Annotated in this window: 19 protein-coding genes and 2 rRNA genes; 18 read left to right on the forward strand and 3 right to left on the reverse strand. The window is 44.1% G+C overall.

Annotated features, from left to right (window positions below):
- The 3 genes from HMPREF1212_RS00005 to HMPREF1212_RS00015 all read left to right on the forward strand — a co-directional run.
- Positions 1-2,141 (forward strand): 23S ribosomal RNA (locus tag HMPREF1212_RS00005); the annotation flags it as partial.
- Positions 2,142-2,248: 107 nt separating this feature from the next.
- Positions 2,249-2,359 (forward strand): 5S ribosomal RNA (gene rrf, locus HMPREF1212_RS00010).
- A 101-nt stretch (positions 2,360-2,460) separates the two neighbouring features.
- Positions 2,461-3,270, forward strand: a complete 810-nt coding sequence (locus HMPREF1212_RS00015) for an alpha/beta hydrolase (protein WP_046147978.1) — start codon at positions 2,461-2,463, stop codon at positions 3,268-3,270.
- 36 nt (positions 3,271-3,306) lie between these two features.
- Here HMPREF1212_RS00015 and HMPREF1212_RS00020 read toward each other — a convergent pair whose 3' ends face one another.
- Both HMPREF1212_RS00020 and HMPREF1212_RS00025 read right to left on the reverse strand, forming a co-directional pair.
- Positions 3,307-3,627 carry a YbjQ family protein gene (locus HMPREF1212_RS00020; RefSeq protein ID WP_028728854.1) on the reverse strand — a complete coding sequence of 107 codons (321 nt, stop codon included), beginning with the start codon at positions 3,625-3,627 and terminating at the stop codon, positions 3,307-3,309.
- 11 nt (positions 3,628-3,638) lie between these two features.
- Positions 3,639-5,897 carry a GH92 family glycosyl hydrolase gene (locus HMPREF1212_RS00025; protein ID WP_046147979.1) on the reverse strand — a complete coding sequence of 753 codons (2,259 nt, stop codon included), beginning with the start codon at positions 5,895-5,897 and terminating at the stop codon, positions 3,639-3,641.
- Positions 5,898-6,062: 165 nt separating this feature from the next.
- Here HMPREF1212_RS00025 and HMPREF1212_RS00030 point away from each other — a divergent pair, with 165 nt between their 5' ends.
- From HMPREF1212_RS00030 to HMPREF1212_RS00050, 5 genes are all read left to right on the forward strand, one after another.
- On the forward strand, positions 6,063-6,317 hold the full coding sequence (locus HMPREF1212_RS00030; RefSeq protein ID WP_028728856.1) for a sigma factor: 255 nt from the start codon (positions 6,063-6,065) through the stop codon (positions 6,315-6,317).
- A gap of 20 nt (positions 6,318-6,337) precedes the next feature.
- A complete protein-coding gene (locus HMPREF1212_RS00035; RefSeq protein ID WP_028728857.1) occupies positions 6,338-6,673 on the forward strand; it encodes a hypothetical protein in 336 nt (111 codons plus the stop codon).
- A gap of 122 nt (positions 6,674-6,795) precedes the next feature.
- On the forward strand, positions 6,796-7,074 hold the full coding sequence (locus tag HMPREF1212_RS00040; RefSeq protein ID WP_028728858.1) for a LysO family transporter: 279 nt from the start codon (positions 6,796-6,798) through the stop codon (positions 7,072-7,074).
- Positions 7,071-7,697, forward strand: a complete 627-nt coding sequence (locus HMPREF1212_RS00045; protein WP_028728859.1) for a LysO family transporter — start codon at positions 7,071-7,073, stop codon at positions 7,695-7,697. Before HMPREF1212_RS00040 ends, HMPREF1212_RS00045 begins: the two co-directional genes overlap by 4 nt.
- A gap of 38 nt (positions 7,698-7,735) precedes the next feature.
- Complete coding sequence (locus HMPREF1212_RS00050; protein ID WP_046147980.1) at positions 7,736-8,332, forward strand: hypothetical protein; 597 nt, start codon at positions 7,736-7,738, stop codon at positions 8,330-8,332.
- A 52-nt stretch (positions 8,333-8,384) separates the two neighbouring features.
- On the opposite strand, the gene HMPREF1212_RS00055 is transcribed toward HMPREF1212_RS00050, so the two are convergent.
- The gene (locus tag HMPREF1212_RS00055; RefSeq protein ID WP_046147981.1) at positions 8,385-11,645 is read right to left on the reverse strand and encodes a S41 family peptidase; all 3,261 of its coding nucleotides are present in this window, start codon (positions 11,643-11,645) and stop codon (positions 8,385-8,387) included.
- A 199-nt stretch (positions 11,646-11,844) separates the two neighbouring features.
- On the opposite strand from HMPREF1212_RS00055, the gene HMPREF1212_RS00060 reads away from it, so the two are divergent.
- The 10 genes from HMPREF1212_RS00060 to HMPREF1212_RS00105 all read left to right on the forward strand — a co-directional run bounded on the left by HMPREF1212_RS00060 (position 11,845) and on the right by HMPREF1212_RS00105 (position 23,875).
- Positions 11,845-12,510, forward strand: coding sequence for an MIP family channel protein (locus HMPREF1212_RS00060; protein ID WP_028728862.1), 666 nt, complete (start codon positions 11,845-11,847; stop codon positions 12,508-12,510).
- Between the two features lie 109 nt (positions 12,511-12,619).
- A complete protein-coding gene (locus HMPREF1212_RS00065) occupies positions 12,620-13,804 on the forward strand; it encodes an aldo/keto reductase (RefSeq protein ID WP_046147982.1) in 1,185 nt (394 codons plus the stop codon).
- A gap of 48 nt (positions 13,805-13,852) precedes the next feature.
- Complete coding sequence (locus tag HMPREF1212_RS00070; RefSeq protein ID WP_046147983.1) at positions 13,853-17,089, forward strand: S41 family peptidase; 3,237 nt, start codon at positions 13,853-13,855, stop codon at positions 17,087-17,089.
- A 172-nt stretch (positions 17,090-17,261) separates the two neighbouring features.
- Positions 17,262-17,750, forward strand: a complete 489-nt coding sequence (locus HMPREF1212_RS00075; protein ID WP_028728865.1) for a TlpA family protein disulfide reductase — start codon at positions 17,262-17,264, stop codon at positions 17,748-17,750.
- 6 nt (positions 17,751-17,756) lie between these two features.
- Positions 17,757-19,394, forward strand: coding sequence for a DUF6029 family protein (locus tag HMPREF1212_RS00080; protein WP_087880882.1), 1,638 nt, complete (start codon positions 17,757-17,759; stop codon positions 19,392-19,394).
- A gap of 3 nt (positions 19,395-19,397) precedes the next feature.
- On the forward strand, positions 19,398-20,222 hold the full coding sequence (locus HMPREF1212_RS00085; protein WP_046147984.1) for an Omp28 family outer membrane lipoprotein: 825 nt from the start codon (positions 19,398-19,400) through the stop codon (positions 20,220-20,222).
- A gap of 25 nt (positions 20,223-20,247) precedes the next feature.
- On the forward strand, positions 20,248-20,952 hold the full coding sequence (locus tag HMPREF1212_RS00090) for a T9SS type A sorting domain-containing protein (RefSeq protein WP_082099793.1): 705 nt from the start codon (positions 20,248-20,250) through the stop codon (positions 20,950-20,952).
- Positions 20,953-20,972: 20 nt separating this feature from the next.
- Positions 20,973-22,070 (forward strand): T9SS type A sorting domain-containing protein, encoded by a 1,098-nt coding sequence (locus HMPREF1212_RS00095; RefSeq protein WP_046147986.1) that lies wholly within the window; start codon positions 20,973-20,975, stop codon positions 22,068-22,070.
- A gap of 129 nt (positions 22,071-22,199) precedes the next feature.
- A complete protein-coding gene (locus HMPREF1212_RS00100) occupies positions 22,200-22,778 on the forward strand; it encodes an RNA polymerase sigma-70 factor (protein WP_028728870.1) in 579 nt (192 codons plus the stop codon).
- 71 nt (positions 22,779-22,849) lie between these two features.
- Positions 22,850-23,875 (forward strand): FecR family protein, encoded by a 1,026-nt coding sequence (locus HMPREF1212_RS00105; RefSeq protein WP_028728871.1) that lies wholly within the window; start codon positions 22,850-22,852, stop codon positions 23,873-23,875.
- Positions 23,876-23,960 lie beyond the last annotated feature (85 nt).

Genomic DNA, 23,960 nt, shown 5'->3' on the forward strand with positions numbered 1-23,960 from the left:
GTTAGGTAACACTAACTGGAGGACCGAACCGGTAAGCGTTGAAAAGCTTTCGGATGAACTGTGGGTAGGGGTGAAAGGCTAATCAAACTTGGAGATAGCTCGTACTCCCCGAAATGCATTTAGGTGCAGCCTAGGGTTAGTATAGTATGAGGTAGAGCGACTGATTGGATGCGAGGGCTTCACCGCCTATCAAGTCCAGATAAACTCCGAATGCGTACTATATATTGCCCTGGAGTGAGGGCGCGGGTGCTAAGGTCCGCGTCCGAGAGGAGAAGAATCCAGACCATCAGCTAAGGTCCCCAAATAACAGTTAAGTTGAACTAACGAAGTCAGACTGCAGAGACAGCTAGGATGTTGGCTTGGAAGCAGCCATTCATTTAAAGAGTGCGTAACAGCTCACTAGTCGAGGAGTTTGGCGTGGATAATACTCGGGCATAAACTGTTTACCGAAGCTATGGATCCAGTAATGGATGGTAGGGGAGCATTCCAGTGGCGTAGAAGGTGAGGGATAACCCTTGCTGGAGTAGCTGGAAAAGCAAATGTAGGTATAAGTAACGATAAAGGAAGTGAGAAACTTCCTCGCCGAAAGACTAAGGTTTCCTGATCAACGTTAATCGGATCAGGGTAAGTCGGGACCTAAGGATAAGCCGAACGGCGATTCCGATGGAAGAATGGTTTAATATTCCCATACTACTTTATGGAGCGATGTGGAGACGGAGAAGTGACAGTCCTGCTGCCTGACGGAATAGGCAGTTAAAGGGTGTAGACGTTGATCTGAGTAGGCAAATCCGCTCGGAGAGTCGAACCTGACAGTATACCGCGTACTTGTACAAGGTAATATGGACGTAAGCAGGCTCCCTAGAAAATCCGCTAAGCATATTCATAGAGTACCCGTACCGTAAACGGACACACGTAGTTGGGTTGAGAATACTGAGGCGCTCGAGTGATTCACGGTTAAGGAACTAGGCAAATTGACCCTGTAACTTCGGGATAAAGGGTCCCACTGTAACAGGTGGGCGCAGAGAATAGGTCCAGGCAACTGTTTAACAAAAACACATGGCTGTGCGAAATAGAAATATGAAGTATACAGCCTGACACCTGCCCGGTGCTGGAAGGTTAAGAGGAGATGTCATCGCAAGAGAAGCATTGAATTGAAGCCCCAGTAAACGGCGGCCGTAACTATAACGGTCCTAAGGTAGCGAAATTCCTTGTCGGGTAAGTTCCGACCTGCACGAATGGTGTAATGATCTGGACACTGTCTCAACCGTGAGCTCGGTGAAATTGTAGTATCGGTGAAGATGCCGATTACCCGCGATGGGACGAAAAGACCCCGTGAACCTTTACTATAGCTTTACATTGAATTTGGGCAACTAATGTGTAGGATAGGCCGGAGACTTTGAAGCAGGCACGCCAGTATTTGTGGAGTCGCCGTTGAAATACGGCCCTTTGGTTGTTTGAGTTCTAACTCGCTAAGCGAGGACACTGTATGGTGGGTAGTTTGACTGGGGTGGTCGCCTCCAAAAGAGTAACGGAGGCTTCTAAAGGTACCCTCAGACCGATTGGTAACCGGTCGTAGAGTGTAATGGCATAAGGGTGCTTGACTGGGAGAGAGACAACTCGATCAGGTAGGAAACTAGAGCATAGTGATCCGGTGGTTCCGCATGGAAGGGCCATCGCTCAAAGGATAAAAGGTACTCCGGGGATAACAGGCTGATCGCTCCCAAGAGCTCATATCGACGGAGCGGTTTGGCACCTCGATGTCGGCTCGTCACATCCTGGGGCTGGAGAAGGTCCCAAGGGTTGGGCTGTTCGCCCATTAAAGTGGCACGCGAGCTGGGTTCAGAACGTCGTGAGACAGTTCGGTCTCTATCTATCGTGGGCGTAGGATATTTGCGAGGCTCTGACACTAGTACGAGAGGACCGTGTTGGACAGACCACTGGTTTACCGGTTGTACCGCCAGGTGCACCGCCGGGTAGCTAAGTCTGGATTGGATAAGTGCTGAAAGCATCTAAGTACGAAGCCAGCCTCAAGATTAGATATCCCTATAGGGTCGTCGTAGACTACGACGTTGATAGGCTACAGGTGTAAGGGCAGTAATGTCGAAGCCGAGTAGTACTAATAGCCCGAGACTTTCTATTTCCGGTAGGAAGGATTGATATATCAGCAGATGGCAAGTAGCAATACAGGTCATAAAGTGAAGGTTACTGTTAAAGTAGCGTTGTCCTAGGTCAAACATCTTAAAGAAATTAAGGTGGTTATAGCGTTGGGGATCCACCTCTTCCCATTCCGAACAGAGAAGTTAAGCCCAACCACGTCGATGGTACTGCGTAAAAGTGGGAGAGTAGATAGCCGCCGTTTTAGAGTCAAGAACTCAAAACAAATGAAAGGGATCAATCGTAAGGTTGATCCCTTTTTGCATTTAGATAAATCGTTTATCTTTGTCCAAAAATCAATGCTTTATGATCAAGTCTTATATCTTATTTGTTTTCTTTTTTATCTCCGCTATTCTTTGTGCACAGGAGAGTATTAATTATGCTGTAGTAAAAGATATCCCTTACCGGACTACAGGTGACCCGTATGGTCTGGAACGTTGCAAGCTGGATGTCTATTATCCTGAAAACGGGAAGGACTTCGGGACGGTTGTTTGGTTCCACGGTGGTGGTTTATCCGGTGGAAGTAAGTTTATTCCGGAAGAGTTAAAGAATAGTGGTTTGGCTGTCGTTGCAGTCAATTACCGCTTATTGCCTAAATGTACGATTAAAGATTGTATTGATGACGCGGCTGCTGCAGTGGCCTGGACATTTAAAACAATTGAAGAATATGGCGGTAGCTGGCAGCGGATATTTGTATCCGGACATTCTGCGGGCGGTTATCTGACAAATATGATCGGGTTGGATAAGAAATGGCTGCAGGTTTACGGTATAGATGCAGATTCAATTGCAGCCCTTATACCTTTCAGTGGACATGCTATCAGCCATTTTGCCTATCGGGAATCGCTGGGAATGAAGGAAACGCAGCCTAGTATAGATGAATTTGCTCCGCTTTATTATGTCCGTCCTGATGCTCCTCCTTTAATAATCGTATCAGGTGACCGCGAAATGGAAATGTTGGGACGTTATGAAGAGAATGCTTATTTCTGGAGAATGATGAAGGTGGCCGGGCATAAAGATACTTATATCTATGAATTGGATGGATACGATCATGGCTCAATGGCGGCACCGGCTTTTCACATACTAAAGAACCATATCAGAAGAATTTTAGGGGAATAGAAACAGATGGGGGACTTTTATCCCCCATCCGTAATTTTATTCATATCGAACTGCCGTACCGGCAGCTGTAACCATCAGCATGCTTCCGCTTCCTCCTACAGTTTCATAATCCAGATCGACTGCAATAACGGCATTGGCTCCCATTCGTGCAGCCTGCTGGCTCATTTCCTGTAAAGCCGTTTCTTTTGCTTCGCGCAATACGCTTTCATATGAACCGGCCCGTCCACCTACTATATCGCGTATTCCGGCAAAGAAATCTTTGAATACGTTTGCTCCTATAATTGTTTCACCGGAAACGATCCCGTAATATTGGGCGATCTTTTTCCCTTCAATATTGTTTGTTGTAGTCAGTAACATGATTTTATTTTTTATGGATGCGTATTGGTCATTTCAAATACCAGCTTACCGCCTTTTACGATGTCGGCATGGGAGAAGAACGGGGTTTCGAGTGCCTTTCCATTCAATGTAACTTCTTTGATATATTTGTTCTCCGGACTGTTGTTCTTCACCAGGATTTCAAATATGCCGCCTTTTACGTGAACCAGGGCACGATCTACCATCGGACGTCCCAATGTATAAACCGGAATACCCGGAGCAACCTGATAGAATCCCAGGGCACTCATGACGTACCAGGCAGACATCTGTCCGCAGTCTTCGTTTCCGATGATACCGTCCGGCTTGTTCGTATAGAATTCGCGCATGATATAATCCAGGCGTTCTTGTCCTTTCCAGGGGGAATCAGTCCAGTTATACAGGTAAGCCATGTGGTGGCTCGGCTCATTTCCGTGGGCATACTGACCGATCAGACCGGTGATGTCGCCGGAAGCATGTTCGCCGTCAACCTGCGAAGAGGTAGTGAATAAGGTATCCAGACGTGTTTCCAGCTCTTTCTTGCCACCGATTGTAGCGATGAAGTTATCCATATCATGCGGAGCAAAGAAACTCCATTGGAAGGCATTTCCTTCTGTATAATCGCTTCTCATGTGGGCTGAATAGCGTGGATTGAACGGAGTACGGAATGAACCGTCACCCATAACGGGACGCATCATTTTCGTTTCCGGGTCTAAATAACGTTTGTAATATTCTCCTTTGGCTGCGTAGGCTTTAGCCAGCGAATCTAATCCTGCTTTAGCGGCGATTTGTGAGATACACCAGTCTTCGTAAGCCATTTCCAGTCCCCATGATACGGATTCCGGAACAGAGTCGGCCGGAACGAAGCCGTATTTTTCTTTAAAGTACGGATGAAGGGTGATCAGATCCAGTTCGCGTGTCCCTTTAAATTTTTCAGCCAGGTCTTCGCGATATACGGAAGAACGGGCTCCAGCTTCAGCCCATGTTTTCAGATCACCGTCTGCCAGGTCTTTGGACACAAGGTCTGCCAGGACAGATACAGCCGGGTAACCGACCATACAGCCGGTGTAGCTTGAAGCCAGCGGCCACTTCGGAAGGATACCTCCTTCTTTATATCCCTGTACCAGAACTTTTCCCCAATCGGCTGCCAGATCCGGATTGATGATCGTCATCAGCGGATGAAGGGCGCGGAAAGTATCCCATAAGGAGAATACGGAATAGTTTACATAGCCGGGTTCCGCTTTATGTACTTTCTTGTCCATACCCAGATAGCGGCCGTCTACATCCTGATAGGCGAACGGTGCGATCATGGTGTGATAGAGTGCTGTATAGAAATTAACCATCACTGTTGGATCAGCGCTCTGAATTTCAATTGCGTTCAACGCATCATTCCATATTTCGGCGGATTTGATACGGGTTGCTTCAAAATCCCATCCCGGGAGCTCTGCCATCAGGTTCTTTTCCGCTCCGTCGGTATCCACCATAGAAAGGGCCACCTTTACATACAGAGGTTCTGCCTTTTCCGGGAACTTATAATGGAATTTTAAGTCTTCAGCCGTATTGATGCGCAGGAATAAAGAGTCCTGACGCAGTTTGCCTCCGACATACTGGTAGATCGTTTCGATCGGCTCAGAGAAGGTAATACGATAGGATACGGCATGAAAATGAGCCCATCCCTGCGTACGTACCGTACCTTCCACTGTCGAGTCGTTTACGAACAGGTAGCTGTTATCAACCAGTTTATGTCCCCAGTTCGGCTGCAGGATATGCCCCAGGTCGAGCATGACGCGGCGGTCTTTGGGATTATCGTAAGTGTATTTATGAAAACCGACTTTATCGGTACTTGTCAGTTCTACGTTTACGCCGAAGTTATCCAGACGTACGGCATAATAACCCGGAGTCGCTTTCTCCGTGTCTTTGTTGAAAAGGCCGACCGGTTTGATCGAGTCGCCACCGGAGAAAGGAAGTAAAGCTACATCCCCCAGGTCACCGATACCGGTACCGGAAAGGTGTGTATGACTGAAGCCGTAGATTTCGCGATCATCGTAATGATAACCGCTACTGGCATCCCAGCCCATGATATGTGTGTCGGGGCTGACTTGCACCATGGCGAACGGACGGGTAGCGCCGGGGAAAGTATGTCCGTGGAATCCGGTTCCGATGAACGGATCGACATACTTGATTTCATCGCTTAATAAACCACTGTTGGGAGCCGGTTTACATCCGGCCAGCAGGCAAAGAACAGCAGCCTGGAAGAATAAGATTGTCTTTTTCACTGTTTATTTATTGATTTAGTTTAAATATGCGGATTTACTGTTTTGTTAGAACTGCTACAAATATAATGAAAAAGAACTATATAGCGGTCTTTTTCTACAATCTGATAAAAAAAGTAACCAAAAACTGCAACCTTTTATGGGGGGTACTCGTCTAATATAACAGAGATGAGAACAGATGAATTCATAACAAGGATATTGCCTTTAAAAGATAACCTCTTGCGGGTTGCTTTCAGGATCACAGGAAATGCAGAGCGTTCCGAGCAAATCGTTCAGGACGTGATGCTGAAGGTGTGGGGAGAACGGGCTGCCTGGATTGTGATAGAAGATATCCCTTCCTACTGCCTGATGGTTACCCGCAATCTGGCTCTGGAGGCTATCAATTTGCAGAAGATGCGGACAGAGAGTTTCGCTGTCAGATAAAATTACATATACTCACAGGTATGGACTACGACCGTATTAAAATATTGTTGGAGAAATATTGGGAATGTGCCACCACCATCGACGAGGAACGGGAGTTAAGACACTTTTTCTCGTCAGACACTTTACCGCTGGAGTTGCGTCCTTACAAAGCGTGGTTCCTGACTCCTGAGGCGGAAATACTTCCACCGCTGGGAAAGGAATTCGATTTGAAAGTACTGCAACGGATTGCAAAGGAAAAGAGACAGCGACATCTTCGTCTTTTTTACTCTTTTTCAGCCTTGGTGACGTTTATCATTGTTCTCCTGTTTGTCCTGCTGCTGACTTCTTCTTTTATGATTGAAAATTGCTGTGTTTAATATATTCGGGTTTCGTATATCGTCGGAAGTAGTAAAAATGTAGATCATATATGACACCGGTAGAGCCTTGCAGACTTGTACTGCAAGGCTCTTTCTGTTACCTTTGCCGAAAAATTATAATTATGTTCACGGTAATCGGAATTATGTTTGGCGGTATAGCCATAGGATACCTGTTGCGTAAAGTGGAGCTTTTGCAAAAGATAGGTAAGCCTATTTCCTATACGATTCTACTTCTGTTATTCCTGCTGGGTATTTCGGTAGGAGCTAATGAGGCTATTGTAAGTAACCTGACAACACTGGGAGGACAGGCTTTTCTGCTTGCCCTGGCCGGAACACTCGGAAGCGTATTGGCAGCCTGGGGGGTATATCACTTTTTCTTTAAGGAAAGGAGGAGAGAATGAAAGGAAGTCTGATCGTTGTCGCTTTCTTTGCGCTCGGATGTATCCTGGGGTGGAGCGGTTATCTGCCGCAGGTAATCGTGGAGAATGATATCACGATGTATGTACTTTATCTGCTGATGTTCCAGGTCGGGTTAAGCATCGGGAGTGATAAGAAACTGAAAGATATATTGTGCAGTATCCGTCCGAAGTTGTTGCTGGTACCTTTGGCTACTATTATCGGGACGCTTACGGCATCGGCTCTGGTCAGTTTGCTGATCAGTAAATGGAGTGTTTTCGATTGCTTGGCAGTTGGGAGCGGGTTTGCTTATTATTCGTTGTCGTCTATCCTGATAACGGAATTGAAAGAGGCTTCATTGGGTGTTCAGATGGCAACAGAATTAGGAACAATCGCATTGATGGCTAATATTATCCGCGAAATATTCGCGTTGTTGGGTGCCCCGTTGTTTGTCAGGTATTTCGGTCGTCTGGCTCCGATCTGTGCCGGTGGTGCGACCACGATGGATACAACATTACCCATTATTACACGTTATTCAGGAAAGGATTTGGTATTCGTTTCTATCTTTCACGGAATACTGGTTGATTTTACGGTACCGTTCTTTGTTTCGTTTTTCTGTTCGATGTAAAATAGCATTGTTGATTAATAAGTAGAGTTGGAACTTTTATGAAGCACGTACTGATCGCAATATTGCTGATAGTTTCATTGGGAGCTGCCGCCCAACCGGGACGAAGATTGGAGAAGTTGGGAACGAACGATACCATTCCGGCCGGGCAAGCAGCCTTCTACGGTCAATTTATTCAGCGTTTGAAGAAGTTCAAGAGTGGTGGTTATCCCCAGGATATCCGGCTGATCAATATTGAAACGAATGAGGTATTTGTTTTCAGGGTAAAGTCGACCTTTAAGACTTCGAAAGAAAATCAATTTTGTTATCTGATCGAACCGGGTACGTATGTCATCCTGAATTACTGGTGGACTGAAAGTAAATGGTATGGCGGCAAGTCTTATATGGAACCGATCTATAAAGGGGAAGACTCCATATTTGAAACGGAACGAAAGATAAAGAATAAGAAACAGCGTCCCGATGAATTAGTCTTTTTCAAATTTACTGTTGCTGAAAATACCTTGAACTATCTCGGAACCTGGCATTTCGAGGACTCCCCCGTATTCTTTACCAACGACAAGGAAGAAACCGATAAAGAAATGCAGGATAAATACAAAAAACTTGATTTTCCCGCTTCCCACATTGCTATACCAGATTAAAAAAATAAGGAGAAGCTGTTTATCGCCTCTCCTTAATTCTATAATGTAATTCTTATTTATTTACCGTTTGCAACATCACTTTAACCGCTTCTTCCAACTGATGGTCTTCACCTTTCAACTGAGATTCCGGTGTGTTGTAGATTTCGATATCCGGTTCCAGTTCCTGGTTCTCCAGATAGTTGCCTTTCATATCCTTTACACCGACCTGAGGGATACCGAACACCAATGACGGGTCAATCTGTGTTTCCCACCATACGGCAGTCATTGTTCCGGGAACCGGGGCACCGATCAATTTTCCGATACCTAGTGTTTTATAAACCCAGGGGAAACCATGTGCATTGGAATAGTTATCTTCGCAAACCAACACACAGGAAGGTTTCAACCATTTGTTGTATGGATCGCTACCGATATACTGACCGCGCGGTTCGAAACGTTGGTATTCCTTACCACTTAAAAGTGTTGCCAGATCGTCATGCAACCAGCCACCACCGTTGTGACGGGTATCTACAATTACCGCTTCTTTATTGCGGCAACGCCCCAGCAATTCGGAATAGACTTCGCGGAAGCTTTCGCTGTTCATTCCTCTGACATGTACATAGCCGATCTTACCACCCGACAGATCATCTACCTTCTTACGGCAGTTTTCTACCCAGCGTTTGTACAGCAGATTGGATTGTTCGCCATAAGAGATCGGTTTTACCTGTTCTTCAAAACGTTTGCCTGTAGTAGGGTTGTAAACGGACAGCAGAACTTTTTTGCCGGCCTTACCTCCCAGTAACGGATAATAATCCACCCCTTTTTTGATTGGTGTATCATTGATCTTTTCGATGATGCATCCTTCTTTTATCTGTGTATCCGCCTTTGTCAACGGGCCTTTGGCGATGATCTCTTCAATCTTTAATCCGTCGCCATCATACTTATTATCATAGAAGGCTCCCAAGCAGGCAGTAGCCGGAGTAGAAGAAGACGGACGGTAGCGGGCTCCGGTATGTGAACCATTCAGTTCGCCTAACATCTCAGACAACATTTCCTGGAAATCGTAATTGTTGTTGATATGCGGCAGGAAACGGTTGTAAGCTGTCTTATATCCTTTCCAATCGATACCGTGGATAGTCGGATCGTAGAATTTATCTTCTACCTGTCGCCAGGTATGGTTGAAAATGTATTCACGTTCTTTAGCCGGGCGATAAGAGAACTCGGCTTTAAAGTCGATATCTTTCGTTTTGCTGTCTTTAATCTCGACCTTTTTCAGTTTACCGCCGGAAACGAGGAATAAATTTTCACCTTTCTTATCGGCAAACATACTTCCTCCGCCAACACCTTTTATTAATAGCTTTGTGCTATTTTCCTTGAAGTTGCGTTCCCATAAGTCGTAGCCTTTTTCGAAAGCTGCACAATAGTATAACTTATCTCCTTTCGGTGTCAGTACGGCATCACCCAGGTTGGAAGAATTGATGGTCAGACGGATGATACGGTCTTTACGGTTTTCGAGATCGAACTTCAGCGGATCGACCGGTTTGTCTTTCTCTTTTTCATCATCTTTAGTATCTTCTTTCTTTTTGTCTGCTTTTTTGTCTTTCGATTTATCCTTATCGTCTTTTTTCTCGTCCTTTTCTTCATCTTCTGTCAAGGCAAGTTCTTCTTTGCTCAGACGGAATTTATCATAGGCTTCACTGTCGAAAAACATAATGTAGGTATCAGCCTGTGAACCCCAGCTACCATGACTGCGATAGCCTGCACGGTCGGACGACCAGATCATTGCTTTTCCGTCCAGCACCCATTTCGGGTTACCATCCGAGTAACCACTTTCCGTCAGGTTTGTTACTTCACCACTTCCATCGGCTTTTACAAGGGCGATGTCTTTGTTATTCCATCCGCCGATCGCAATATATTCGACCAGGAACCATTTACTGTCGGGCGACCATTTATAATCCTGGTCTCCATCACTATAAGAGTAGTTGAATTTGCCGTCCAATACTGTACGGACTTGTTTGCTTTTCAGGTTGATTACACGTAAAGTGGTACGGTCTTCCAGGAAAGCAACTTCTTTTCCGTCGGGTGAGTAGGAAGGTTGGAAAGATGTTTTATCAGTCACAACCAATGGCTCTTCTTTGATCTCCTGCGCATAGGTAAAGAACTTATCGTCTTTGCGTACGAGGCTGCTTTGGTAGATACCCCATGTTTCGCCCCGTTCAGCAGAATAAACCAGAGAGCGTCCGTCAGGACTGAAGTCGATATTGCGTTCCTGCTGCGGAGTATCTGTTATCTGACGGGTTGTTTCATATTCGACAGATGTAACATATACATCCCCTCTGACAATGAAAGCAACTTCTTTCCCGCCCGGTGCTACGGCGATATCGGTTGCACCACTCGACATCAGGCGATGGATCAAATCATTCTCTGTTTGGTCGGAAACGATCTGTATATTTACCTTAGCCGGTTGACTACCTTCTTTTACCGTATATATTTCACCATCATAGCTGTAACAAAGTTTACCGTTATTATCGGAAGTCAGAAAACGGACAGGATGCGTTGTATGCTGTGTGATTTGTTTGTCACTCTTTCCGGTCAGATCATTCTTAAAGATATTGAAACTGCCTTTTTCTTCACTCAGATAATAAAAAGCATTCCCATCGGCAGTCCATACCGGGTTACGGTCTTCGCCACGGAAGGTTGTTATCTTTTTAAATGTACGGTCTTTATCGAGCGAGCACAACCAGATATCGCGTGTGATGGAAGACTGGTGGTGCTTACGCCACGGATCTTCATAACCTTTGATATCATTGTATAAAATTTTGTCGCCATTCTTGTTCACCGATAGATTTTGCATGGCCAGCGAAGAGAATAATACCGGACGTCCACCTTCCGTACTAATCTGATAGATCTGTGAGAATGTACCGGAAGGGAACTGGCTATCCTTTGCATCCTGTTGTATGGAAGCCGAGTAAAGGATCTCATTATTATTACTGAATGTTTCCGGATATTCGTTTGCCGAATGAGTTGTTAGTTGTTTAGGTACTCCCCCGTCTTTATCCATAATAAAGACATCGAAATTTCCGTTACGATCGGAAGCAAATGCGATCCGGCTGCCGTCTGGCGACCATACAGGGCGTGTATCATGAGCCGAATGTGTTGTTAACTGGGTGGCTTTACCACCGGATACCGGAACGGTATAAATATCTCCTTTATACGTAAACGCAATGGTTTCACCATTTGGAGATATGGCAGGATAACGCATCCATAACGGATCATTCTCTGCAAATACGGAGCCTGCAAACAAAAGCGCCGATGTTAAGACTAGTAATTTTTTCATGCGTTTATTAATTTCCGTAAAAGTACAAGATTATTTTTATACAGCATGCCTTGAATTAAGAGATTCCGAAAAATGAAACTGAAATTCCCGAACAAATTATTATAAGTATATGTTTAATAAATATAAAGTATAGTCAATAAGGCGAGATAGTTTATTTATTCCTATACAAATACTATTTAAAAACTAATTAAGTTCACTAATGAAAAAGTATTTAGCAGAAATGATCGGGACGATGGTACTTGTCCTGATGGGTTGCGGTAGCGCAGTATTTGCAGGGGCAGTTCAGCCTTTTGCATCAGTTGGAACACTAGGAGTTGCTTTTGCTTTCGGGCTGGCCGTTCTTACAATGGTGTACACGATCGGTAAGATATCGGGATGTCATATCAATCCTGCTATCACACTGGGAATGTTACTTTCTAAAAGAATTTCCGGAAAAGATGCGGGTATGTATATGGTCTTTCAGGTGATCGGTGCGATCATCGGGTCGTCTATCTTGTATATACTGGCAAAAGATTCCGGTTCTGTCACGACATTTACCGGTGCTAACGGATATACCAATGTCCTTCCTGCCTTCGTTGCCGAAACAGTGTTTACATTTATCTTCCTGCTTGTTGTTTTAGGTTCTACATCCAAAGGAGCAAATACGAAGTTTGCCGGTATTGCTATCGGTCTGGCGCTGGTTTTGATCCATATTGTATGTATCCCTATTACCGGAACATCGGTGAACCCGGCTCGTAGTATCGGCCCGGCTCTGTTCCAGGGAGGTGAAGCACTCTCACAATTATGGTTGTTTATCGTTGCGCCTTTCCTTGGAGCTGCCATAGCAGCGGTTGTATGGAAAGGAATTGATACGGAAGAAGCATAATCCTTTGTTACTACATTATATATTTAATTCCCGGGGGCACAGCTTCCGGGATTTTTTTTGCTATATTTGAGCAGTTTAATTCTCTGTTTACTTAATTCTGATTCAGGTTATGGGAAATAAAAGTGTCGATCGAAGAAACTTTCTGAAGCTCTCGACAGTAGCGGGAGCCGGTTTATTATTTGTTCCGGATGCTTTGGCGTCTGTTCCGGGAGCAATAGAATATGAAGAGGCAAAAATCCCCATGCGTTCTTTAGGTAAAACAGGTGTAAAACTTCCTATCCTCAGCATGGGCGTTGATCGTCCCGATAGCAATAATGTATTGCGTGCCGCTTTTAATTCCGGGATAATTCATTTTGATACTGCTCATCGATACCAGAACGGACGGAACGAAGAAATGATCGGTAACTTTTTCAATGGAAAGCCGCGCAGTTCCTGTTTTATTGCCACGAAAGTAATGTTCGATTATCCGTTGAGGGATGATTTCGAGCAAGACTTGCTCGACAAACTTGAAATTAGTTTGAAACGTCTTAAAATGGATCATGTTGATATTTTCTATACTCATTCTATCAGTACCGCAGAAAAGATACAGGACAAGCGTATCCTCGATATCCTGCAAAAGGTCAAGGCTGAAGGTAAAACCCGTTTTGTCGGTTTCTCCTCTCACGACCAGAAACCGGAACTGATTGACGCAGCTATCGAAACAGGAATTTATGATGTCGCCCTGATCAGTTATAACTTTAAGATGAAGAATATAAAGGAAACGGATGAAGCGATCGAGCGGGGAGTAAAGGCCGGGATGGGCTTTATTGCCATGAAGACTATGGCAGGAGGAACGGAAGATGCTGATGGCAAGAAAATAATTAACGGGCGGGCCTGTCTTAAATGGATCTGGCAGAATAAAAATATCACGACTGTTATTCCCGGTCTTACCAATTATGATCATCTGGATGAATGCCTGGCTGCTGCATATGATATGGAGCTGACACAGGATGAAAAGAAATATTTGCAGGCGTTATGCGATAAGGAGTCTTTATATTGTCAACAATGTGGTCAGTGCCGCGAACAGTGTCCTGAGCAATTGCCTATACCCGATATCATGCGTGCCTATATGTATGCTTACGGTTACAAACATGCCCAACAGTCGAAAGAGACACTACTCGGTCTGGGATTGAAGCAGGATATGTGTACGGATTGCGATGTCTGTCAGGTGAACTGCCCTTCCGGCTTCGATGTATCAAAAAAGATCGCATCGATTACCCCCCTAATGCAAATACCGGATGAGTTTCTTACTTAAAAACCATTCTCTTTTTTTACCTTTGCCAATAGACTAAACTAAGATAACATGAACAAGAAACTTATTCTTTCTTTGCTCGCTTTAGCCGGAGTACCTGCCCTGATGATGGCAGCGGACGACGCTCGCCTGTTGCGTTTCCCGGCTACAAACGGTAACGAGATTGTATTTTCGTATGCCGGAGATTTATATAAAGTTCCGGCAACAGGTGGAGAAGCTCAACGCTTGACTTCACATGTTGGTTATGAAATGTTCCCCCATTTTTCACCGGATGGTAAAACAATCGCGTTTACCGGACAGTATGACGGGAATACGGAAGTCTTCACCATGCCTTCAACCGGCGGTGAACCTTTACGTGTAACCTATACTGCGACCAACAAACGTGATGACCTGGGTGACCGTATGGGCCCTAACAACATTGTAATGACCTGGACTCCCGATGGCAGCCGTATCGTTTACCGCAACCGTATCAGCGACGGTTTTTCCGGAAAACTTTATACGGTAGATAAGGAAGGCGGTCTGTCGGAAGTAATACCTTTGCCCGAAGGCGGTTTCTGTAGCTATTCGCCTGATGGAAAGCAATTGGCTTACAATCGAGTGATGCGCGAGTTCCGTACCTGGAAATATTATAAAGGCGGGATGGCCGACGATATCTGGATTTATGACCCGGAAAAGAAGTCGGTAGAGAATATTACGGATAATGTAGCCCAGGATATTATTCCGATGTGGATCGGTGATGAAATATTCTATATTTCCGATCGCGACCGTACAATGAATATCTTTGTCTACAACACAAAAACAAAACAGACGAGTAAAGTAACCGATTTTACCGAATACGATGTAAAGTTCCCGAGTGCCAACGGAAATACGATCGTATTTGAGAATGGCGGTTATATCTATAAGATGGATGCAGCGTCCAAAAAGCCGGAAAAGGTAAATATCCGATTGACTTCCGATAATATATATGCCCGTAGCGAACAGAAAGACGGATCAAAATATATTACTCAGGCAAGTCTTTCCCCCGATGGCGAACGTATTGTAGTTTCTTCCCGCGGAGAAATATTCAATTTGCCTGCAGATAAAGGAGTGACAAAAAATATTACCCGCTCTCCGGGACAGCATGATCGCGAAGCACAATGGTCGCCCGATGGAAAGCAGATCGCTTATATCTCCGACGGGACAGGTGAGACAGAACTCTACCTGCAGGATGCAACAGGCGGTGAACCGGTACAGTTGACTAAAAATAACGATACCTATATCCGCTCTTTCGAATGGAGTCCGGATTCAAAAACAATTGTTTATACCGATCGTAAGAACCGCATTAACCTGTTGGATGTCGCAACCCGGCAGGTGACGCTGGCAGTGCAGGATCCGATGGCTGAAATAAGGGATGTTACATTCTCTCCCGATAGCAAATGGTTGACTTATTCCCGTCCGGCTAATAACGAATATAGCATTATCTATGTTTATAATATTGCCGATAAGAAAGAATATCCTGTAACAGATAAATGGTACGACTCCGGTTCACCTGTCTTTAGTAATGACGGCAAGTATCTGGTATTCTCTTCTGCCCGCGATTTCAATCCTACTTATGGCTCTTTGGAATGGAACCATGTTTATAATAATATGGATGGTGTTTATCTTGCTTTGCTATCGAAAGATACTCCTTCTCCTTTCCTTGAAAAAGATGCACAGGTTGCGGTCAAAGAAGATAAAGCAAAGAAGGAAGAACCTAAGAAAGATGCTAAGAAAGAGACTGCTTCAGAAACATCGGCAGTGAAGATCGATGTAGAAGGTCTTTCCGACCGTATTATTCAGCTTCCGTTGGCAGGGTCCCGTTATTTTAATTTTTATGCAGATGGAAATAAGGTCTATTATTTCGGCCGTGGCGGAACGAAGGTCTATGACTTAGAGAAACAGAAAGAAGATATCGTTGCCGATGGTGCTACCATGTCTGTAACTCCCGGCAGTAAAAAAGCTCTTTTCTATAAAGGAGGAGAACTTTATGTAACCGATATCCCTTCCGGCAAAGCGGATCTTAGTGAAGCTGTCAACCTTTCCAATATGAAGATTACTACCGATTATCCGAAAGAATGGGCACAGATCTTCGATGAGGCATGGCGTGCCTACCGTGATGGATTCTATGTAGAGAATATGCATGGAGTAGACTGGAAAGCGATCAAAGAAAAATATGCAGTCCTGCTTCCATATGTAAAGACCCGTCTGGATCTGAACTATGTGATCGGTGAAATGATCGGTGAATTGAATTGCGGTCATGCCTATGTGAACCCCGGTGAACTGGATCGTCCGGAGCGTATACAAACAGGTTTGCTCGGTGCCGAAATTTCCCGCGATAAGAGTGGTTTCTTCCGTCTTGAAAAGATCCTTCCGGGAGCTTCGTGGAGCAAAGACCTGCGTTCACCGCTTACCGAACCGGGTATCGAAGCAAAAGCAGGCGAGTTTATTGTCGCTATCGACGGTATTCCGACCAACAGTGTGAAAGATATGTATTCTTTATTGGTCGGTAAAGCTGGTGTACCCACCGAACTTTCACTGAACAGCAAACCGCAACTGGCAGGAGCCCGTAAGATCGTGATCAGTCCGCTTGAAGAGGAATATTCTTTATATCATTATAACTGGATACAGGATAATATCAAGAAAGTAGACAAAGCAACTAATGGTCGTGTAGGATATATCTATATCCCGGATATGGGTGTAGAAGGTCTGAATGAGTTCTCCCGTTATTTCTATCCCCAGCTGGATAAGGAAGGCCTGATTATCGACGACCGTGCCAATGGAGGCGGTAATGTTTCCCCGATGATCCTCGAACGTCTCTCCCGCGAACCGTATCGTCTGACTATGCGTCGTGGATCCAACCATATCGGTACTGTTCCTGATGCCGTACAGGTAGGCCCGAAGGTATGCCTTATCAATAAATACTCAGCTTCCGACGGCGACCTGTTCCCGTGGGGCTTCCGTGCACTGGGATTGGGTAAGCTGATCGGTACACGTACCTGGGGAGGTATTGTCGGTATCAGTGGCCCGCTGCCTTATATGGATGGAACCGATATCCGCGTGCCTTTCTTCACCAGCTATGACCCGAAGACCGGCCAGTGGATCATCGAAAACCACGGTGTAGATCCGGATATCCTGATTGACAATGATCCGGTCAAAGAATGGAACGGCGAAGACCAACAGCTGAACAAGGCGATCGAAGAGGTTATGAAGGATCTTCAAAGTCGTAAACCGTTGGCTCCGGTTCCGGCTCCGAGGGATTTCAGCAAGTAATCTTTTAAATATATAAAGCCCCGGAATATCATTCTGCATGTTATTTTCGGATGCTAATAGATTATATCACTGGACTGATAGATAAAACCTATCGGTTCGGTGATATTCTTTTTATATCTTTTCCTACCTTTGGCAGATCAGAAGTTATGAATTTCCAAATCTGCATGAAATTATGCGTAAAGCCTTAGTTCTATCTATCTTATTGATTGTTGTATGTATCTCTGCCTCTGCACAATTACCCGCCATTCAATTAAAAGATACTGACGGTAAGAGTATGAATATGTCCGAATTGAACAAGAAAGGGCATCCTGTCATACTTAGCTTTTTTGCAACCTGGTGTAAACCTTGCCTGCGTGAATTATCTGCGATCAACGAAGTATATGCAGACTGGCAGGAAGAAACCGGTGTCGAACTGATCGCAGTCTCTATTGATCAGGGACAGGATGTTGCCAAAGTAAAACCGCTGGTTGACGGTTCTGCCTGGGACTTCAACGTATTACTCGATCCGGGAAGCGACCTGAAGCGGGCAATGGGAGTAAATGTGATCCCCCATGTATTTTTACTGGATGGAGAGGGAAATATTGTTTCCAGCCATATTGGTTACACAGAAGGAGGCGATGCCGTTTTGTTCGATGAAGTGAAGAAACTGGTTAATAAATAAGTCCGGATGAAAAAGATTTACCTGATCATGACGGCTCTGTTTATCTATGCAGCTCAAGCACAGGAGGCATTACCGGTATCTGACTCATTACAAACGCAATCTGCGGGAAAGAACCCTTCTAAAATACGTCTGACAGGAAGTATCCAGTCGGATATCCTGTTTCCGGAAGAAGACAATGCCATCGGAACCAGTTCTTATAAAGATAAGGTATTGACAAATACTTATGTCGATCTGGCCTTGTCTGTTGCCGACTATTTAACGGTGGGCGGTCGTTTCGAATACCTGGATCACCCGCTGCCTGGTTTTGAAAAAGACTTTGCCGGCTGGGGTGTGCCTTACTTTTATGCCACCGGACGTTACCGGAATGCGGAACTGACGGTCGGTGATTTCTATGAACAGTTCGGTAACGGATTGACTTTACGTACCTACGAAGAGCGTAGCTTGGGTATCGATAATTCGATCCGTGGCGGAAGGCTGATCCTGCATCCCTTGAAAGGACTTCGTTTGAAGGCTTTGGGTGGTAAGCAACGCCGTTACTGGGATCATAACGACAGTTTCTTATGGGGTGGAGATGCCGAATTGAACCTGGATCAGTGGTTGCGGAAGCTGGAAGAACAGGATGCACGGTTGCTGCTGGGATTGTCGTACACCGGAAAGCATGAGAAAGAAGAAGATATCTATATCGCATCAGATAAGAAACTGAATTTACCGTTAAATATAGCAGCTTTTGATGCCCGTTTGCAGTTCCAGAAAAATGGCTATAACCTGATGGCTGATTATGCCTGGAAGATAAACGATCCGTCGTTCGATAACCAATACAGCTATGACCGGGGAAGCGCTCTCCTGCTTTCAGGTTCTTATTCCAGAAAAGGTATGAGTTTCCTGTTGCAGGTGAAGCGAAGTGAGAACATGGCTTTCCGTAGCCTGCGGTCGATGACGGGTATTTCTTCCTTTATAAATTATCTGCCGGCTTTCACCATGCAGCAAACATATGTATTGCCTGCCCTTTATCCGTATGCTACCCAACCGTTGGGCGAGTGGGCTTTCCAGGGAGAAGCTAGTTATAACTTCCGTCGCCATACAGCTTTAGGTGGTAAATACGGAACTTTGATCAAGCTACATGCTTCCCATATCCGTGCTCTCCATAAAGTTTCCGGCCTGGATAATCTTTATTATCAGGATATCAATATTATGTTTGAGAAGAAACTCAGCCGTTCATGGAAACTGAATGCCATGTATATGAACCAGCGTTATAATCAACGGGTAGTTGAGGGGCATGCAACCAACGGCGATCTGATTAAATCGAACATCTATGTGCTGGAAGGTAAATACCAGGCAAATCGTAAATTGACTTTCCGTGGGGAACTTCAGTATCTGAATACCCGGCAGGATGAAGGCGATTGGCTGTTTGCTTTGCTGGAAGTCTCTGTCCTTCCGTCTCTTATGTTTACCGTTTCCGATATGTATAATAGTGGGGAAACCAATCTGCATTATTATATGGCTTCGGCTACTTATTCGCATAAATCTCACCGTGTCCAGCTAGGATATGGCCGTACAAGGGCAGGATATAATTGTGCCGGTGGTGTATGCCGGTATGTTCCCGCCAGCAGAGGTTTTCAGTTGTCCTACAATTTTAATTTCTAACAGATGAAAAGGAAACGTCTATATTATATCTTATCATTATTGCTGCTGGTTGCCGGTTGTGATATTATTGATGAAAAGGATCGTGTTATCCAGACAGACGAATTGCACTTTACCAATAAAATCGTTCTTCTGGAAGACTTCACAGGACATAAATGTGTGAATTGCCCGGTTGCTGCCGACGAAATCGCACGACTGGAAGAATGGTGCGAAGGGCACCTGATCGCAGTGAGTATCCATGCAGGAAGTTATGCCAATACATCCGGTAGCGCCTGGAAAATAGACTTCCGTACAAAGGCAGGAGAAGCATATAACGATTATTTCAAACCGGATGGTTATCCGGCTGCGATGGTCGACCGGGTAGCTTCGAACGGAAAAGTGACAAATAACAATGTTCCGACCTGGAGTTCACAGGTGATTGATCGTTTAAGCGAAGAGTCTCCTGTGGAAATAAAACTGGAAGCCGTGTGGCAGCCGGGAATGGAAGAGATAAGACTCCATGCCGCTGTCGATTTTCTCCGGGCAGTAGGAAATGAACCGGTTTTGCAGTTATGGATCATAGAAGATCATATTGTAGATGCCCAGCTGATGCCTGATAATACGATCAATACCGCTTATCTGCACCGTCATGTGTTTCGTGATGCGATAAACGATACCTGGGGAGAAAGCATGGGAACCGGTTTGACGGAAGGTGCTACGATAAAGAAGGAATATGTTTATCAGCCGGATATCACCTGGAAAAAGAAAGATTTACAGATCGTGGCTTTCGTGTATGATCGGAAATCACACGAGATTCTTCAGGCTGTTAAGACAGAAATAGAACAGGAATAGTATTAATTATTAAATAGAATGTATCATGATTAGAAAATTAGCATTGTTTATATTGCCAGTACTGCTGTGCTGTATGTCATCCTGGGGGCAGAATGTCCAGTGGGTGTATAACGATAAAGCTCTTGAAGAGGGAGCGGAGGTTACTGTAACGGAATATGATCCCGAAATGGGGCAGATGTTGTTGGAATTGGGAATTCGTAACAATACCGACAAGCAACTGAAAGTATCGGTAAGCAAAGACAATCTGGAATTGGCGGAAGGTGGTGCTGTCCAGCTGTGTGTAGGTACTACCTGTTATCCGGAAAGTGTTGTCAAATCGGATGAGTTTACATTGGAACCCAACGAAACGAATACCTCTTTTCATGCTAATTACTTAATTCTGGATGAGAGCAAATACGGGAATAGTACAGTTATCTTTAAATTACTTTCCGGTGATGAAAGCATATCGGTCAAAGTTCATTTCAATTATTCGGGAACTGTGGCAAATGAAAAGATTGGCCTTGATGCCGACTGGAAGATATATGCTTCGGCAGGACGCATTTATGTGAAAGCGCCTGATGCAGAGGATATGGATCTCCGTATCGTAAATATGAACGGGATATCGGTTTATGAACAACCTCTCTCTTCTAATGCTGATATCAGTTCGCCTGTTTTGGCAAATGGTATTTATGTCGTTGCGCTTTATCAAGGAGGAAAAGTTATAACATCCCGGAAAGTATCTGTCAGATAATCTGAAAATAAAGATCGCTTATGAGAAAAATTATACTTTTATTTCTTGTCTTATTTCCTCTTTTTGTCTCCCGTGCACAGGATAATAATCTTCCGCCATTGGAATACCGTCGTGTGGTTGTTGGCGAAGAATTGACTGCCACCTGGTGCGGCTATTGTCCGCGGGGAATTGTGGGAATGGCTGAGATGAAGAAGAAATATCCGGATTCTTTTATCGGTATAGCAGTTCATGACTATAGCTATAATTATGATCCGATGGGATTGAGACCTTATGCAGACGGTTTACTGGGGTTCTTTACAAGCTTGCCTAATATACTTGTGAACCGGCAAAGAAAGGGAGACCCTTATTTCAATCTGGAATCCATGTATAAGTCAGAGATGGCAGAACCTGTCACTTCTGCAGTAGCAGTTTCCGTATCATATGCGGATGAGGAGAAGACAATGTTATCTGCAAATGTTCGAACTAAATTTGCTTTTGATGCAGAAGAAGCACAATATGTATATGCGTTCGTTATCCTGGAAAATGATATGAAAGGAACGGCATCCGGTTATGCGCAAAATAATAGTTATTCCGGAAGCTCTAGTCCTATGGGAGATTTCAGTTCGTTGCCTTCTCCGGTACCAGCTTCCCGGATGGTATATCAGGATGTAGCCCGTACCATATTCCCCGGATTTGATGGTATGCTGTCTAGTATTCCCGGAAAATTCACAAAAGATGAAATATTAAGTTCGACGTATGACCTGGAATTACCCCTTAATATACAGAATAAGGATCATATCGAAGTCGTTGTTTTACTGATCGATCATTCGACCGGTGAGATTGTAAATGCTGCTAAAGCTGTTTCTCCGGGGATGGAAACTGCCTCAGATCATATCCGGGTACCGGAGATTGAGGTGGTAGCCCGTCAAGAGGGTTCTTCTTTGGTCATAAATGTAAAGGACACCGATGCCGGTAAGTATTCTATCGAGGTGTATAATGCACAGGGGCAACTGGTAAAAAGGAAAACGATGGAAACCAACAGTCCGGTTTCTTTTGTCCCGGATAATTCAGGTTTGTTCTTTATCCGTATTACAGATGGAAAAAAGACTGTCGTGAAGAAAGTCCTTTATCGGCAATAAAGGAATAAAAAGCCTACATACTTTTTCAGGAAAGGTTGCATGCTATTTGTAAATAGTATGCAACCTTTTATCTTTTTTGTGCTATCATCTGATAATTCTTTTACCTTTGCAAAGATAACTGTACACGTTATGGATAAAGAATCACATCACATCTGTAATCTGAGAAGAGGAGATATAGCATCTTTTGAATACCTTTATAATGTTTGGAGTGGTAAGCTCTACAACTTTGTAATGCGTATATCCCGGGGTGATACCTATCTGACGGAGGAGATCGTACAATCTGTATTTATAAAGGTATGGGAGGGTAGAGAATTGATCGATACAGACAAATCATTCGGCGCCTATCTCTGTACAATTGCCAAAAATCAACTTGTCAATATCTATCAGCATAGAATGTTGGAATACCTTTATCAGGAAAAAATAAAAACAACCGAACCAACTGAAAATACAACAGAGAAAGAAGTGGACTATCATCTACTGGAAGAATATATTGACTCTTTAATCGAACAACTGCCTTCTGCCCGCAGGGAAATATTTATTCTGAGCCGCCGTAAATTGTTGACAAATAGGGAAATTGCCGCGAAGCTCAATCTTTCTGAAAATACTGTCGAATCGCAGTTGACCAAAGCGATTGCTTTCCTTCGTAGCAAGATAGATCGTCACTATAGTATCTCTATTCCTTTGCTTCTTTTTTTGTTCATTGATTAATAAAAGTTAAAACCGTAAACTCGGGTAACGGATTCTATTTCGTTGCCTGTATACTTAATAGACACAATAAAATGGAAAAGACAGATTACATACAATTATTCGATAAGTTTCTGCAAAAGCAGGCTACTCCGGAAGAAGTGCAAACACTTATCCAATGGCTGAAAAGCGAAAGTTCGTTTCAGAATTGGGCGGAAGAAGAGTGGAGCATGGCTTCTTCTACGATGGATGCCCGCCTGCAACAAAAATTGTTGGGACAGATAAAGGCGAAGATCAACCGTGAAAAGAAGGAAGAGCTATCCGCAAAAGAAAGTAAACGGCGTAGTCTCTATTCATGGACAACTCGTGTAGCAGCTGTTGTCATTTTATTGTTGATGACGGGACTGTCTGTTTATTATTATACCATGAGCCGGCAAATTATGGAGGATATGATCGTGTCGGTTGAAAAAGGACAGAAAGCGAATATCGTATTGCCTGACGGTTCTAAAGTATGGGTGAATTCGGATTCCAAACTATCATATGGCAGCCGTTTCAATCAAAAAGAAAGGGTCTTGTCTCTGGAAGGAGAAGCTTATTTTGAAGTGACGCCCGATAAGGATCGTCCCTTTATCGTGGAGACAAAAGAAATGGAAGTCCGCGCTCTGGGTACCAGCTTTAATGTGAAATCGTATGAGGAAGAAAGAAATGCTTCGACTGTATTAAGGACAGGAAAAGTAGAAGTGACGACTGACTCGGATTGCCTTGTCTTAAATCCTAACGAGAGGATCATTTTCAATAAACAAACAAGGCACATGGAAAAAAGTAGTGTTGATAATGCAGCCGATTACATAAACTGGAAATATAATGAGTTGACATTCAATGGCGAAACATTCGAGAGCATAGCTCATACATTGGAACGTTATTACAATACCCGGATTATATTTGAATCGGAATCACTGAAGAAATACCGGTTTACCGGAACTCCCGGCAATACAAGTCTGGAAAGTATTCTACAGATATTATCTCTCACTTCGCCTTTGACGTATGAAGTAAAGGATAGTGTGATTGTCTTGCGTGAGAATATGAAGGAGAAGGCTTATTATGAGAAAGCATTGAAATAATAATAAATAATACCATGTTTAATATTTAATTTTTATCGATATGGAAAATACAGGATAAATTTATTACAAAAAGAATGGGACAATG

This window comes from Parabacteroides sp. HGS0025 (assembly GCF_000969845.1).
Taxonomy (GTDB): Bacteria; Bacteroidota; Bacteroidia; order Bacteroidales; family Tannerellaceae; genus Parabacteroides; species Parabacteroides gordonii.

Bases quoted from the DNA above. Each gene is read 5' to 3' on its own strand.
- HMPREF1212_RS00015 (WP_046147978.1), top strand. From the start codon at position 2,461: ATGATCAAGTCTTATATCTTATTTGTTTTCTTTTTTATCTCCGCTATT.
- HMPREF1212_RS00020 (WP_028728854.1), bottom strand. From the start codon at position 3,627: ATGTTACTGACTACAACAAACAATATTGAAGGGAAAAAGATCGCCCAA.
- HMPREF1212_RS00030 (WP_028728856.1), top strand. From the start codon at position 6,063: ATGAGAACAGATGAATTCATAACAAGGATATTGCCTTTAAAAGATAAC.
- HMPREF1212_RS00035 (WP_028728857.1), top strand. From the start codon at position 6,338: ATGGACTACGACCGTATTAAAATATTGTTGGAGAAATATTGGGAATGT.
- HMPREF1212_RS00040 (WP_028728858.1), top strand. From the start codon at position 6,796: ATGTTCACGGTAATCGGAATTATGTTTGGCGGTATAGCCATAGGATAC.
- HMPREF1212_RS00045 (WP_028728859.1), top strand. From the start codon at position 7,071: ATGAAAGGAAGTCTGATCGTTGTCGCTTTCTTTGCGCTCGGATGTATC.
- HMPREF1212_RS00050 (WP_046147980.1), top strand. From the start codon at position 7,736: ATGAAGCACGTACTGATCGCAATATTGCTGATAGTTTCATTGGGAGCT.
- HMPREF1212_RS00055 (WP_046147981.1), bottom strand. From the start codon at position 11,645: ATGAAAAAATTACTAGTCTTAACATCGGCGCTTTTGTTTGCAGGCTCC.
- HMPREF1212_RS00060 (WP_028728862.1), top strand. From the start codon at position 11,845: ATGAAAAAGTATTTAGCAGAAATGATCGGGACGATGGTACTTGTCCTG.
- HMPREF1212_RS00065 (WP_046147982.1), top strand. From the start codon at position 12,620: ATGGGAAATAAAAGTGTCGATCGAAGAAACTTTCTGAAGCTCTCGACA.
- HMPREF1212_RS00070 (WP_046147983.1), top strand. From the start codon at position 13,853: ATGAACAAGAAACTTATTCTTTCTTTGCTCGCTTTAGCCGGAGTACCT.
- HMPREF1212_RS00075 (WP_028728865.1), top strand. From the start codon at position 17,262: ATGCGTAAAGCCTTAGTTCTATCTATCTTATTGATTGTTGTATGTATC.
- HMPREF1212_RS00080 (WP_087880882.1), top strand. From the start codon at position 17,757: ATGAAAAAGATTTACCTGATCATGACGGCTCTGTTTATCTATGCAGCT.
- HMPREF1212_RS00085 (WP_046147984.1), top strand. From the start codon at position 19,398: ATGAAAAGGAAACGTCTATATTATATCTTATCATTATTGCTGCTGGTT.
- HMPREF1212_RS00090 (WP_082099793.1), top strand. From the start codon at position 20,248: ATGATTAGAAAATTAGCATTGTTTATATTGCCAGTACTGCTGTGCTGT.
- HMPREF1212_RS00095 (WP_046147986.1), top strand. From the start codon at position 20,973: ATGAGAAAAATTATACTTTTATTTCTTGTCTTATTTCCTCTTTTTGTC.
- HMPREF1212_RS00100 (WP_028728870.1), top strand. From the start codon at position 22,200: ATGGATAAAGAATCACATCACATCTGTAATCTGAGAAGAGGAGATATA.
- HMPREF1212_RS00105 (WP_028728871.1), top strand. From the start codon at position 22,850: ATGGAAAAGACAGATTACATACAATTATTCGATAAGTTTCTGCAAAAG.